Origin of the sequence: Aquibacillus rhizosphaerae, assembly GCF_030282825.1 — a bacterium.
In the GTDB taxonomy this organism is placed as follows: Bacteria; Bacillota; Bacilli; order Bacillales; family Amphibacillaceae; genus Aquibacillus_C; species Aquibacillus_C rhizosphaerae.
The window spans coordinates 1-13132 of the sequence record NZ_JASTZU010000027.1; the positions used below are offsets into that span (position 1 = coordinate 1).

12 protein-coding genes, 14 tRNA genes, 1 rRNA gene and 1 pseudogene are annotated in these 13132 nt (G+C 34.4%); 25 read left to right on the forward strand and 3 right to left on the reverse strand.

The genetic code is table 11. From position 1 onward, the window contains the following. Window positions 1-185 precede the first annotated feature (185 nt). From rrf to QQS35_RS07695, 17 genes and pseudogenes are all read left to right on the forward strand, one after another. Window positions 186-301: ribosomal RNA gene (gene rrf / locus QQS35_RS07615) — 5S ribosomal RNA — on the forward strand. A 13-nt stretch (window positions 302-314) separates the two neighbouring features. After that, window positions 315-389, forward strand: a tRNA-Asn gene (locus QQS35_RS07620). 1 nt (window position 390) lies between these two features. Beyond that, a tRNA-Ser gene (locus QQS35_RS07625) sits at window positions 391-482 on the forward strand. Window positions 483-499: 17 nt separating this feature from the next. Next, window positions 500-574 (forward strand) — tRNA-Glu (locus tag QQS35_RS07630). A gap of 7 nt (window positions 575-581) precedes the next feature. Beyond that, window positions 582-657, forward strand: a tRNA-Val gene (locus QQS35_RS07635). Window positions 658-696: 39 nt separating this feature from the next. Beyond that, window positions 697-773, forward strand: a tRNA-Met gene (locus tag QQS35_RS07640). A 50-nt stretch (window positions 774-823) separates the two neighbouring features. After that, window positions 824-900 (forward strand) — tRNA-Asp (locus QQS35_RS07645). A gap of 41 nt (window positions 901-941) precedes the next feature. Further along, a tRNA-Phe gene (locus tag QQS35_RS07650) sits at window positions 942-1017 on the forward strand. 24 nt (window positions 1018-1041) lie between these two features. Beyond that, window positions 1042-1127 (forward strand) — tRNA-Tyr (locus QQS35_RS07655). A gap of 26 nt (window positions 1128-1153) precedes the next feature. Then, a tRNA-Trp gene (locus QQS35_RS07660) sits at window positions 1154-1224 on the forward strand. Between the two features lie 16 nt (window positions 1225-1240). Next, a tRNA-His gene (locus QQS35_RS07665) sits at window positions 1241-1316 on the forward strand. Window positions 1317-1329: 13 nt separating this feature from the next. Then, a tRNA-Gln gene (locus tag QQS35_RS07670) sits at window positions 1330-1404 on the forward strand. 6 nt (window positions 1405-1410) lie between these two features. Continuing rightward, window positions 1411-1485, forward strand: a tRNA-Gly gene (locus QQS35_RS07675). A gap of 4 nt (window positions 1486-1489) precedes the next feature. Then, a tRNA-Cys gene (locus tag QQS35_RS07680) sits at window positions 1490-1563 on the forward strand. 5 nt (window positions 1564-1568) lie between these two features. Continuing rightward, window positions 1569-1650, forward strand: a tRNA-Leu gene (locus QQS35_RS07685). A 135-nt stretch (window positions 1651-1785) separates the two neighbouring features. Further along, on the forward strand, window positions 1786-2790 hold the full coding sequence (locus tag QQS35_RS07690) for a tyrosine-type recombinase/integrase (protein WP_285931350.1): 1005 nt from the start codon (window positions 1786-1788) through the stop codon (window positions 2788-2790). A gap of 197 nt (window positions 2791-2987) precedes the next feature. Then, window positions 2988-4049: pseudogene (locus QQS35_RS07695) on the forward strand (site-specific integrase). A 576-nt stretch (window positions 4050-4625) separates the two neighbouring features. On the opposite strand, the gene QQS35_RS07700 reads toward QQS35_RS07695, so the two are convergent. Next, window positions 4626-5171, reverse strand: coding sequence for a hypothetical protein (locus QQS35_RS07700; protein ID WP_285931351.1), 546 nt, complete (start codon window positions 5169-5171; stop codon window positions 4626-4628). A 247-nt stretch (window positions 5172-5418) separates the two neighbouring features. On the opposite strand from QQS35_RS07700, the gene QQS35_RS07705 reads away from it, so the two are divergent. From QQS35_RS07705 to QQS35_RS07715, 3 genes are all read left to right on the forward strand, one after another. Then, window positions 5419-5835, forward strand: coding sequence for a hypothetical protein (locus QQS35_RS07705; protein ID WP_285931352.1), 417 nt, complete (start codon window positions 5419-5421; stop codon window positions 5833-5835). Between the two features lie 870 nt (window positions 5836-6705). Further along, the gene (locus tag QQS35_RS07710; RefSeq protein WP_285931354.1) at window positions 6706-6936 is read left to right on the forward strand and encodes a hypothetical protein; all 231 of its coding nucleotides are present in this window, start codon (window positions 6706-6708) and stop codon (window positions 6934-6936) included. A 192-nt stretch (window positions 6937-7128) separates the two neighbouring features. Continuing rightward, window positions 7129-7620: a hypothetical protein gene (locus tag QQS35_RS07715; protein ID WP_285931355.1), complete on the forward strand. Its 492-nt coding sequence runs from the start codon at window positions 7129-7131 to the stop codon at window positions 7618-7620. Between the two features lie 166 nt (window positions 7621-7786). On the opposite strand, the gene QQS35_RS07720 is transcribed toward QQS35_RS07715, so the two are convergent. Continuing rightward, entirely contained in the window at window positions 7787-9022 is a 1236-nt protein-coding gene (locus QQS35_RS07720; RefSeq protein ID WP_285931356.1) for an IS110 family RNA-guided transposase, read from the reverse strand. Window positions 9023-9786: 764 nt separating this feature from the next. Between QQS35_RS07720 and QQS35_RS07725 the strand changes: the two genes are divergently transcribed. The 5 genes from QQS35_RS07725 (at window position 9787) to QQS35_RS07745 (ending at window position 12671) form a co-directional block, all read left to right on the forward strand. Continuing rightward, window positions 9787-10659, forward strand: a complete 873-nt coding sequence (locus QQS35_RS07725) for a phosphotransferase family protein (protein ID WP_285931357.1) — start codon at window positions 9787-9789, stop codon at window positions 10657-10659. A 126-nt stretch (window positions 10660-10785) separates the two neighbouring features. Beyond that, the gene (locus QQS35_RS07730) at window positions 10786-10968 is read left to right on the forward strand and encodes a hypothetical protein (protein WP_285931358.1); all 183 of its coding nucleotides are present in this window, start codon (window positions 10786-10788) and stop codon (window positions 10966-10968) included. A gap of 62 nt (window positions 10969-11030) precedes the next feature. After that, window positions 11031-11639 carry a hypothetical protein gene (locus QQS35_RS07735; protein WP_285931359.1) on the forward strand — a complete coding sequence of 203 codons (609 nt, stop codon included), beginning with the start codon at window positions 11031-11033 and terminating at the stop codon, window positions 11637-11639. A 95-nt stretch (window positions 11640-11734) separates the two neighbouring features. Then, window positions 11735-11986: a hypothetical protein gene (locus tag QQS35_RS07740; protein ID WP_285931360.1), complete on the forward strand. Its 252-nt coding sequence runs from the start codon at window positions 11735-11737 to the stop codon at window positions 11984-11986. 88 nt (window positions 11987-12074) lie between these two features. Beyond that, window positions 12075-12671: a HEPN domain-containing protein gene (locus tag QQS35_RS07745; protein WP_285931361.1), complete on the forward strand. Its 597-nt coding sequence runs from the start codon at window positions 12075-12077 to the stop codon at window positions 12669-12671. 127 nt (window positions 12672-12798) lie between these two features. Here QQS35_RS07745 and QQS35_RS07750 read toward each other — a convergent pair whose 3' ends face one another. Then, the gene (locus QQS35_RS07750; RefSeq protein WP_285931362.1) at window positions 12799-12966 is read right to left on the reverse strand and encodes a hypothetical protein; all 168 of its coding nucleotides are present in this window, start codon (window positions 12964-12966) and stop codon (window positions 12799-12801) included. Window positions 12967-13132 lie beyond the last annotated feature (166 nt).

Sequence of the window (13132 nt, forward strand, 5' to 3'; positions counted from 1 at the left end):
ACGTGTAGCTGACGAATACTAATAGATCGAGGACTTAACTAAATTTTTAACTGTTTGCTTGTCTTGTTTACTTCTTATCTAGTTTTGAAGGTGCATTTTCAAAAAACACTTGATTTATATTGGAAAACAAGTATAATATTTGTTGTCACTATAAATTAAGTTTAATGATTTGCTCATTCAAAAGGTCTGGTGGCAATAGCGGAGAGGTCACACCTGTTCCCATGCCGAACACAGTAGTTAAGCTCTCCAGCGCCCATGGTAGTTGGGGCTTTGCCCCTGCGAGAGTAGGACGCCGCCAGGCATTTATCCATTATTCCACAGTAGCTCAGTGGTAGAGCTATCGGCTGTTAACCGATCGGTCGTAGGTTCGAATCCTACCTGTGGAGCCATGGAGAGCTGTCCGAGTGGCCGAAGGAGCACGATTGGAAATCGTGTAGACCGCTAACGTGGTCTCGAGGGTTCGAATCCCTCGCTCTCCGCCACTTTCAGATAGATTTTTGGCCCGTTGGTCAAGTGGTTAAGACACCGCCCTTTCACGGCGGTATCACGGGTTCGAATCCCGTACGGGTCACCACTTAATTGGAGGATTAGCTCAGCTGGGAGAGCACCTGCCTTACAAGCAGGGGGTCGCAGGTTCGAGCCCTGCATCCTCCACCATATAACAATTATATCTTGTAGTTATTTTAACTACATTACCGCGGGGTGGAGCAGTCTGGTAGCTCGTCGGGCTCATAACCCGAAGGTCGCAGGTTCAAATCCTGCCCCCGCAACCAAATTATCTAAGATAATTAATGTAAGATGATTTGCTTCATGAAAAAACATTGGTCCGGTAGTTCAGTTGGTTAGAATGCCTGCCTGTCACGCAGGAGGTCGCGGGTTCGAGTCCCGTCCGGACCGCCACTTATATAGAACATTGTTCTATTATCTCATGTTTTAAAGATGGCTCGGTAGCTCAGTCGGTAGAGCAACGGACTGAAAATCCGTGTGTCGGCGGTTCGATTCCGTCCCGAGCCACCACTTTTTTCACTTTCAATATAATATGGAGGGATAGCGAAGTTGGCCAAACGCGGCGGACTGTAAATCCGCTCCCATCGGGTTCGTAGGTTCGAGTCCTACTCCCTCCACCATTTTAAAATCATATATTTAAATACATAGGGGTATAGTTTAAAGGTAGAACAGAGGTCTCCAAAACCTCCAGTGTGGGTTCGATTCCTACTACCCCTGCTTTTTTTGTATTGTGGCGATCGTGGCGAAGTGGTTAACGCACCGGATTGTGGTTCCGGCACGCGTGGGTTCAAGTCCCACCGGTCGCCCCATTACACAACACATTGGGCTATAGCCAAGCGGTAAGGCAACGGTTTTTGGTACCGTCACGCGCTGGTTCGAATCCAGCTAGCCCAGCCATTAAGCGCGAAAGTAGTTCAGTGGTAGAACACCACCTTGCCAAGGTGGGGGTCGCGGGTTCGAATCCCGTCTTTCGCTCCAATAAGGCGGTATAGCCAAGTGGTAAGGCAGAGGTCTGCAAAACCTTTATCACCGGTTCAAATCCGGTTACCGCCTCCAATTATGCCGGTGTGGCGGAATTGGCAGACGCGCACGACTCAAAATCGTGTTCCTTCTGGAGTGCCGGTTCGACCCCGGCCACCGGTATCGATTAAAGCGGGAAAAAGCCTTTAAGGTCAAGGGTTCTCACAGTTGTGAGGGCTCTTTTTTTATTGCCCATTTCGCACGATTCAGTTAGAGAAAATCGTGTGTACCAAATCGTGTGCTATGAGGTGAAGTAAAATGACCAGAAGAAAAAATGAGAAAGTGCAGGAAAATCGCAAGGGTGAAAGAAGGGGGGATTTAAGTAAGGATGAGCTAAGGGTTGTTATAGATGATCCAGAAGCTATAGAGTATTCCTTTGACGAACTATTAGATGTTTTTATTGAGGATTGCGAGTATAGAAATCTTAGGGAACATACAATAAAATATTATAAAAGTGAATTAACTACCTTTAAGAAAATCCTATATGATCAAGGTTTAGAAGTTTCTCCTTATAATATTACAAATGAGGTAATTAAGAGAAATGTCATTATGTATATGAGAGACAAAGGTGTAAAAGCCGTTAGTATCAATTCCCGACTTCGAGCTTTACGATCATTTTTTAACCTTTTGGAATCGCAAAGTTATATTAAAGTAAACCCAATGAAAGACATAAAGCTATTGAAAGATCGTAAAAGAATTGTGGAAACCTTTGATAAAAAGCAAATAAAGGCATTATTTAATGCTTGTGATTTTCGTACTTTTGTCGGAGTCAGGGACCACACAGCAATGATGCTTTTATTGGAAACTGGTGTACGTGCAAATGAGTTTGTAGGTATAAAAGTTACAGATATAATTTGGGCACAAAAGTTGATTCGAATCACTAACACAAAGGGTGGATATGAACGGTTTGTTCCAATTCAGAAAAAAATGATTGATCAGTTAAAGAAGTATGTAATAATAAGAGGACAGATTGATACAGATTACCTTTTTATTACTCAAGATGATGAACCAATGAGTAAAAGACAACTGCAAAATAGAATCAATCACTATGGAAAATTAACTAAAATAAAGAACGTCAGATGTTCTCCTCATACTTTTAGACATACATTCGCTAAATTAAGTGTTATGAATGGTGCTAATGCTTTTCAGTTGCAAGCGATTTTAGGACATTCAACTTTAGAGGTAACTAAGGTATATGTGAATTTATTTAGTAGTGAAGTTCAAGAAGGACATGCAAAGTTTAGTCCATTAAAAAATTTGTAATAAAAGTAGGTATATTTCTTTTTGTATGTTCGTACCGAAAATAAAAGGTTGAATCAATTTGATTCAGCCTTTTGTTATGAATTAATTTGAACTTGGATACCCTTAGTGATAGTATTTATAATTTTGATTGGACTGAATTGATTTATGGCGAGTATTCAAAAAAAGGAGGAAAAAATTACCAGTACACAGTTAGCCGCATGGAGAATGGAAAATCAAAGCCAATTCGGAAAGGGGGATTTCGCAGTAAAAAACATGCAAGAATTGCAGCAGCTGAAGTAGAACTACAGTTGGGTAAAGGTATAATACCTTATCTAAGACCTTTTCCTATTGATAAATACTTCGAACGGTGGATACAACTTTATAAAAGTCACCTCAGTGAAACTACTCAAAAACATTATCATTACACATTGAAAGCAATAATAACACACTTTGGAAGTAGACCGTTGCAAGAAATAACTAGACATGATTATCAATTGTTCTTAAATAAATATGGCAATAATAAATCAAAAGAAACATTGGAAAAACTTAATTCACATATTCGTGCATGTGCTAAAGATGCTATTGAAGAGCAGATAATAAATATTGATTTTACTAGGAAAGCAGTTCTAAGTTGGAAAATTCCACCGAAACACTCAATGGATAAACTACTAAACTATAGTGATAGTGAATTACTATTAACAGAAATAATGAAGAAAAGGAATGAAAGTTTAGTCTTTTCTCTCTTGTTGTTGGCTTTGACTACAGGTATGCGATTTGGTGAATTAGTCGGATTAACCTGGTCAGACTTTGATTTTAATAATAATACTATTACAATAAATAAGACTTGGGGCTATATGAAACGAAACATTGATGGATTTTGTCCGACCAAAAATGAGAATTCTATAAGAACAATTAAGATGAATGAATTGACTATGAACCATTTTTACATACTGTCTCAGTTCAAGAAAACAAATAAACATCAATTAGTTTTTTATTATCCAAACTCTAAATATAGGGTTTTAGGAAATAGTCTTGTTAATAAACAATTAGGAGAGTTATTAAAAGGTTTAGGAATCTAGCCAATTACTGTACATGGACTAAGGCATACTCATGCTAGTTTACTACTTTATAAAAAAGTATCAATTCAATATGTTAGTAAGCGATTAGGTCATAGTAATATAAAAACAACATTAAATAAATATGCACATTTAATTGAAGAATTATATCAAGAAGATGAACAGAGAACAATTGATATTTTCAATGGTTTCATTACAAAGTAAGCAAGCACTTGTAATCAGTTGACATGTTTCCGCAGACTGGACATGTGGAAGTGATAGTGAAGCTTGTTTTAAAAGTGTAAAGTTAATTTAAACATCACCTAAACAAAATAAACATTTCCGATTAAGACCCCGATTTCGTGAAAATAAACATTTCCGATTTCAGGGTCTTTTTTCTATTATCCCTTGTTCTAACAGGCTTTTCCCGATTATCTCTTCCTTCTATTCTCGGAAAACTTTATTTTAAAACAGAAAAAAAGGTGAAAAAACGGGTGGAAAAACGGTCATTTTTGAATCGAAAAAGTGTGGAAATAGGGGTTCTGTCGGAAAACTATATTTTAACTCCGACGGTGGAATACGGGTTGGAGGTGGGGGATTTCGGAGGTGTTAAATATTTTGGTACATATTAGATATACGAATTTAGTTGAGTTTGTAATGTTTCATCCAAAATGTGAAAATTGGAGATAAGAGGAATGTTAGTAATTGAGAGAAGATATATATCTAAAAAGAGAACGATAAATAAAATTTTATATTATTAAAGGACTAAATCAAAACAGATTTAGTCCTTTATTTATGCGATTATGCAACTGAGAAAAGTGTAGGCTGATCGTATTCTTCTAAGTAAATGTCAATATCAATACCATAATAGTGCCCCTTTTCTATAAAAAAACTAACTATTAAATCAAAAACACTATTTTCCTTTGATAATGTGTACCCTGCTTTTTGTAACAATTTCTCTGTTCCTTCTAAGTCTAGTTCAAAAGCAATAGCAAAACATAATAATTTTCCTTTTGATGGTTGGATACGACCATTTACTACCTTTGATTTATAGTCCCGTTTAATGCCAACACTTCTAAGGAAATTCGGGCTTTCTTTTTCCTTTTCACGGTAAAGAGATTCGATATATTCCCCTATTGTTTGTGTATTTTCAACTTCTTTAATTCTCATATCCAATTCATTGGTAAAGTCAAAATTTCCAAATGTGTGACCAAAAGTAAATGTTGGTTCATACGAATTCTCAGCTCTTTCGACACTATGTAGAGATTTTACTCTTTCTGCTATTAAGTTGCTATTAATAAATAAGTCTAGTTCCTCTTGTAGTTCAGGATCAAGTTGCTCTTTCATTTCTGTATTCCTCCAAAAAAATTCAAATGTAGCTTCCCAGGCAACCTTTTAATTCCATTGACTATATACAATAGAATCATAGAACGAAACACACAAGAAATCAATATAGGAGATGATAATAAAAGTGGATTTAAGAGTTGAATTATAAGGAGCACCGTTTCACAAAGGGAAAATACCATTTTTAATGGTAACTTTTTAAAACAATGGTAAAAGAATAAAGTAAATAAATGCGAATGGAGAAGTGAATATGAAATTGATTAATGGACTAAATAGAAAATACGTCGAGGGTTCAGATGTGGAGTATGTATATTACAGTAAAAACATGTTGGAGGAAAATCTAATTATTTATGCAGATACGGTTGCTTACGAAGATTCTTCGAAAGAAACAGGATGGAATGATGAAACTTGTATAGAGGTAAAACATTATAATAATAAAGATGCGGTCTCATTTACAGTGTACAATGGAGAATATTTGCAAGATATTCAAATTTATAGAATTGTAAAAGATATTTTTGATTTATATCTTGACAATGTATTGTCAGACTTTCTTGCGATAATTAATGATTTATGTGTAGGTAAGTGTTCTCAATCTATGCAGAGTAAAATAGAAAACGCAAAAGATGTGAGAGAGAGGGTTTTATCCGATTTTGCAAAAATTAATTGATTATGGTCTCGTTAGAAGGAAGAGAGAAGAAAAAGAGCAGGCAGACCGTTATGTACTCAATCGTTTTTTCAACAAAAAACAATAATATTCGGGCTGGATCCATTAGTGATCCAGTCTTTTTCTATGTTTTCAATAATTCTTCAATCCCTTGTCCAATAAGGGTTTCAATCGCCTTTACAATACCTAAGTCCGTAAGATTTCCAATCTCCATTCAGTTTGGTTTCCTAACTGTAACACCGTCCTACAATTGCTACACTTTCTTTCGTTTCAGTCTCTATTTCATCCTAAAAGTGTTATATTTAGCTCAATTAAGCACTACAAATTGTATTTTTTAGAAATACTGTATGAATGAGAAATAGCTCAACCATGCGTATATTCACTTTCCGGTACTGGAAAATTTAATAGAGATTAAGCTAAAAAAATGAAATAAAACGCCATCCTATATTTGTTATATTTAGCTTTATTGTGCAGATGGAGACATCCATATGTTATCCTGTCATTAATTAAAAAAGGCTCAACAGAGAGGTTCCGCATAATCTAATACGTTGGATTTCCACTTCTTTTTTCATATGGTCAATTTCATCCTACAATTGCTACAATGTTCAGTACTTCCTCAAGCCCTTTATTAATAACAGCTTCAGACAGTTTTCAATTAATATTATGACAATAGTTATTGTCAACGTGAAAATTCATATGTTAATTAATTTCTATTTGCCATGATAATTTTTATATAACAAATAGATAATTGTTATTTTATGTTAAAATAAATATAGAGTTTGTGAAGAATTGATCTTAAACTAACGAAGCAGTAATGTTTAATAAAGGCTTTATCTTTTATGCTAGAATTTATCCATTATAGGGGGAATAAAAATGAGTTTAATAGTAACTATACCTGTTCTTATATTAGCAGTTTATTTGGTTTTTCTACTGGTCAAAAAAAGCAACGCATCAGGAACAAAATTTATGTTGTTAGGATTAAGCATTCTTTTATTAGGTGGAGTTATTGCGATTGATGGGAATTCTGATTTAGGGGGATTTGAATACTTAATTGTATTTATAGGTTTAATAATTTCAGTTGTAGGTTTTGCAAAAGACAAATAAACTTCTTCAACTATTGGGTGCAAGAGTTAAACAAGAGGAACGTCAATCGGCGTTCCTTTTTTCTTTGACAGCAACAAGGTTTATTGGGATTTTATGTTAAAATAAATATGTGAATAGTTGTACTTAAATTAACGCAGCAGTTTAGTTGAAGAAGACATTATTGAGAAAAATTCTTTTTAGGGGGATGATTTTTTGAAGGGAAAATCTATGCTATTTATGTTTTTAAGTTTGTTATTTTTTGTTGTTGGGTGCACTTCAGATGAAACCGTTGAAAACAAATCAAATCTGCCTGAAGATATTCCTGATTTCGTTCAGGTAAGTGATTTTGAGACGATTGATTGGGAAAGAAAAGCAGTGGTATTTGGTGAAAGAGGGATTATCGGAAATGAAAACAAGTCGGGTGTTATTGGTGTTGATATGCCGAGCTTAAACGTTCAGAAATGGATGTGGCATCTATGGGGAGTAGAAAATGTTGATTTAACTGTCGTCGGATATCATAAAGAAACCAAGACTGTTCACCAAATTCTAAAAAGCGGTTGGACAAAAAGTGTTGCTGGACCGAATAACGGAGCAGACTCCCATATGCCTTCAAATGTAAAAGTTCCAAAGAAAGGAGAATGGGCAATGTTGCTTTATAGTGACGGAGAATTATTTGATACTTTGATTTATGAAATAAACGAATAAAAAGGGATTACTTTTAACTGCTTGTTTCGCTAAACCAGCTAATAGTTTGTCAATATTTTTCACTAAAAACTTCTAAAATAAATGATATACTAAAATTGAACACGCCAAATAACCTTCCGTTACCTTCAAATTGGAAGGTTTTGTGTTATTTGGATTAATGTGGTTTTTAAGCTATATCAAGGAAAGTTGTCTTGCTTTTAAACATCGCATAAATCCAGTGTAAAAGCTTATTAACACAAGCGATGATCGCTACTCTAAAAGGTTTGCCTTCATTGCGTTTCTTATCGTAAAATTCTCTTAATCTTCTATTTCGTGGAATAATCTCATCACTTATTTTCTTTTTACGAGCGTCTCGTATTCCACACTGGACAGCCATAAATAGGGCTTGTCTTAACCTGCTAGATCCTCTTTTGGTAATACGATTTACAGAAGCTGTAAACTTACCACTTGAGTACACACTGGGATCTACTCCAGTGAATGCTACAAGCTTTTTAGGATGATTAAACCGTTCTATCTCACCGACTTCAGAGATTATTGTTGCTGCGATTTTTTCTCCGATTCCTGGGATGGATTGGATTATCTCATATTCTTCAATTTCTTTAGCGAGGGCATCTATTTCAGCTGCTAACTTTGATAGGTGCTCTTGGTATTGAAGAACAATATCGATCATTATTTCTAGGTTGAAGATATGACTTTGATATAAATTGTTCTGGAATGGGTTGCGAAGGGCGGCATCCCGTAATTTTTTTGCCTTTTCCTCTGCCCATTTATCTGAACGACTTTTACATAGCGAAGCTATTTGGTCTGTTAAAATAGTTTCACTGACACTCAAAACTGATTCTGATGTTGGATATATTAAAAGTACCTGTAAAGAAACTTTTGAATATAAGTTTCCAAATACGCCTCTATATTCAGGGAATACTTGGTCCAATATCGATTGAAGTTGCAGTTTGGTTTGTGCTGCTACACTTGAAATCGTTTCGTGCTGTCTTGTTAGATTACGAAGGTTTAAGAGTTGGATACCCCTTTTCTTTTGAGGCTCCAGTTCTTCTTTATAATAGAGTTCACACAGATGATAAGCATCTATGGCATCCGTCTTGACCTTTCGTAAACTTGAACTTTTCGCTCGATGAGCAATCAATGGATTAACTAATATATATACATATTGATGTTCCTCTAAAAATTGAATAATAGGAGTATGGTAGTGTCCAGTTGACTCCAACACGACTGTAGGTTTCCCCTCAGCTAGGGACTCAATTTCCTGTAAGAATTCGAGAAATTCATTCAATTCTTCAACATTATGACGGATACTAAAGCTTTTGCGATATGGCTTTCCCTTATCTAAAAAGGCTTGAACTTGACTTTCCCCTTTGGCAACATCCAGACCAATGACTGGATTCATACATTTCTCCTCCTTAAATTACACGTAATGTCGGTATCCCCTAAGGCTTCTTGTAATGTCGTAGGTTCGCTTGTTAAACGGGATCTATGTCCCAACCAGCCTGAAACCCGTTTATACAAGTAGGGGGTGAACAGTTTAGCTAACGGGATCTATGTCCCACGGGTGCTCCGTTCTACCCCGACTACCGTAATCATAAGACCATATAAAAAAAGGTCAACCAGAAAAATCTGGCTAACCTTATATTACGAACGGGTGCTTTAACGTAATAACGGAGTTCGTCAAAGTGGCGAACTTCTTCAATAAGAGCAGTTTTGTTGAATAAGATTTTGTAAATGGGAAGGAAAGGACTAATTTATGTTATTTATGCTTTTGCTTGTTGTACCGTTATTAGGAGTTTTATGGTTTTTAAATTTCACTACTTTTTTGAAGAACTTAAAGAATGGAAAAAGCACTCATAACCAAAATGTTTTAGGAGCATTCTTTACTTTTATTTTTATTTTTGCTCTAATGTACTGCTATGCTGGAATCCATTAAATAAAAAGGATTGTGAACCAATGTACTTAAAGTAACGGGTGCCTTAGTACAACAAAGGATCGTCATATACTATTAGCGATCCTTTTCTTTTTGAATAGTTTCAAGAATTATTGGAGTTTTATGCTAAAATAAAATGTGAATTTATGATCTTAAAGTAAAGACGCAGTAATGTTTAATAAGCATTTTGAGTTAAATAAAAATTGAAATAGACTGAAAAGGGAGTTTCACTAATGAGTAACAAGCATATTGAAAGAATTAAACAGGTTTATCCAAACCTTTTCATTGAAGACTTTTACCCTAATGAAATTGGACAAAATAACGATGTGTTAATAATAAACAACTCTTTAGTATTTAGATTTCCGAAATACCAAAAAGGAATATTGCAATTAAAAAGAGAGACGGAAATTTTAGAACAAATCAAAAACATTGTTTCAATTCCAATTCCAGAACCAATATATCACTCTTTTGAAGAATTAGTGCCCGGAAAAGTCTTTACTGGTTACAGTCTAATAGAAGGGGTTCCTTTATGGTTAGATAGTTTAGAAAAGATTAAAAGTGATGAATTGATAAAAAGTCTGGCATTACAACTCGTCGATTTTCTTATAGAAATTCATTCTATTTCAGAAGAAAAAGCAAAGGGTGTTTTGAAACTGGATGATAACAATCCACGAGAAGAAATGTCTGAACTATTTGATAAAATACAAAATAAATTGTTTCCTTATATCAGAAAAGAAAGTCAAAAGGAAATAACTCAATCCTTTAAAACGTTTCTAAACGGAAGAGCGTTAGATTTTAAAACTACACTTATACACGGGGATTTTGGAGCATCAAATATTTTATGGAATGCGGAAACAAGTCGGATTTCAGGGGTAATAGATTTTGGTGGTTCAAGTTTAGGAGACCCAGCGTATGACTTTGCTGGAATATTGTCCAGTTACGGTGAAGATTTTTTTAATATGTGTATTAACCTTTATCCTGACGGAAATGCAATTTCTGAACGTGTGAAGTTTTACAAAAGTACATTCGCATTACAAGAAGCACTTCATGGGATTGAGAATAAAGATAATTCCGCTTTTGAAAACGGAATTAAAGGCTATAAATAGGTGTTTATTCCACTAACGGGTGCAAAAGTTGAACAAGGGGCTGCAAATGAGACAGCTCCTATTGCGTTAAAGGGGAAGGTTTGTTTAAAAAAGGTAATGTTAGTATAGTTCAATGGAGGTGTTTTGATGAGTGCAATCATCAGTGTTTTTCTTTATTTAATAGTTCTATTTGGTGTATCTTCGATATTATTTTTCTCTTTAGTTTCAATATGGAGTACAACTGAACCAGTTATTGCTTATTTATTATCGTTAATTATTACTCACTTGATATTAAATACATTTGGGCAAATTGGTAAAAGAGATAATTGATTTTGTTATTGTGTTAACGGGTGCATTAGTGTAAGTGCAAAAATACAGATGGAGGTTTTATAATGTTATTTCATTACCATTTTTGGACTCCTTATTTAGAGGAAACTGAAAAATTTTATATTGAGAACGGTTTCCGAATATCATTACGGATGGGAAAATATGAAGGCGAATACCAAACATTCAATCCCCCTTTAGACTGGGATAATTTCAGAGAAAAAGATATTACTTTCAGGATTATTGAAGCAAGAAAAGGTGCAATAAATATTACTTTTGGCTTTGGAAAAAAGGTTATATTTGACCATATTGGATTTTTAGTTAATCCAAATGAACACGATGAAATTTGTAATAAAGCGAGAGAAATGAGTTGGAAGGTTAGTTCGAATGATAGGAGAACCTTTATTGGAACACCTTATGGATTTAGAATTGAACTACAAAGTAACTTGGATGCAATAGATGGAACAACTGATATTGCAAAAATTGAAGAGTTGGAGTTATTTGTTGAAAATGGAGAATTTAAAAAAGATTTATCTCAATTATTTAACAAACAAGCTGATAACATTCATTCATTTATAGGAGAGACTTCTACAATTAATAAGGCTGTTATGAGTGGAGTTCTTATATCAAGTAAAATTGACCCCAATGGAGTGAATGTGGTTAGAAAAGGTAATTAAATTATTCAACGAACGGGTGCTTATCTTCAATAAGGATTTGCAACCTTGTTGGGCTACAGCGTAGTTATGTGTAATTTCTAAAGGGGAGGAGTTTCATGGAATCAAATATAAACAAGAAAAAAGAAAGTAAAACAATAACTGATTCGATTTTAATGACATTAGCAGTAATTTTATTGTTAAAGAATGCAATAGACCTTTTTTTCTTTGACTTGTTTCCACCAGTAGCTGATAACGTCTTTTGGGTTCTAATTTCTGTTATATTTACAATCACTTTTTATATAAAGAAAAGCTACATATGCCTTGTGGTTGTTCTTGTAATTCTATTAGTAGGTATATTCAATTTTTAGTGTACAGAGATCTTCAACTATAGGGGGCGTTAGGGAATAAGGAAGCTAAAAAAGTATCTTTTTATTTTACTTGTTGGAGGTGAATTGTATGTACGATCTAAGTGATGAAGAAAAAAACAGAATATCAAAGTTTATAGTTGATGGTGCCCCTGGTGAATGGTTATCATTTGCTGAGGAATTAATGCATTCAGCAGAAATTTTATGGAAACAAAATGATGGCACAATAAGAAGTGAAATTACTCATGATAAAATTGAAGTCCTTGAGTCAAGAGAAGTATCTGGTATATCAAGATCCTATTTTTTATTGGTTGGTTTTGCTATCGAGAATTTGTTAAAAGGGTTAATTGTTTTTGATGACCCTACAACAATTACAAGTGGAAAGATTAAAAGAATTAAAACACATAAAATCACTAACCTTATTAAAGAAATAAGTGAGATAAACTTATCAGAAGAGGAATTAGAGATATGTAAAAAAATAGAGGAAGCTATTCCTTATTGGGGTAGATATCCCATCCCTTTGGAAGCAGCAAATATATCTCCAGATATAGGCATAACTCCTGAAATGAGAGAAGTTATAAGAGGTATGTATAGTCGTCTAGCATCAATCTTATATCACAAGGTAAAAGATGGTTGGGAATCTGGAACTGGAGAATATTCAAGATTATACATTCTTAAATATGAGTGAAATTATTAATGAAAACTAATCCAAAGTTTATGAAAAGTAGCAGTTTATAACGGTTCAACGATCTAAAGTTATGATAAGTTATAGCGATAAAAGGGCATAGCCTGGATGTTATCAATATGAAACGGTGTTAATCCCTTCTTGTTAATCGCTCTAATATTTCTTGATCTTGTTGATATTCCTTTTCTCTCTTGTTCAATTGGAATCTTTCCAAATTATTAACATGTTGCTGATGTAGGGCTTGGAATGTTTTCGCTTTTTTAGCTAGGTTTCTTTTCAAGATTTCTCCAATAGGCATTCCTTTTTCCTCCTTAATTTTAAATTTAGCTACCTGATGTGATAATTATTTGTCTATTATAGATAATTCGTTTTGCTGCCATCCCAAACGCAAAAGGACGAATAAATGCCCCTTAATATGCTTAAAAAACATATCAAGGTGTGTTCTAAATGTTTTTTTGTTAGAC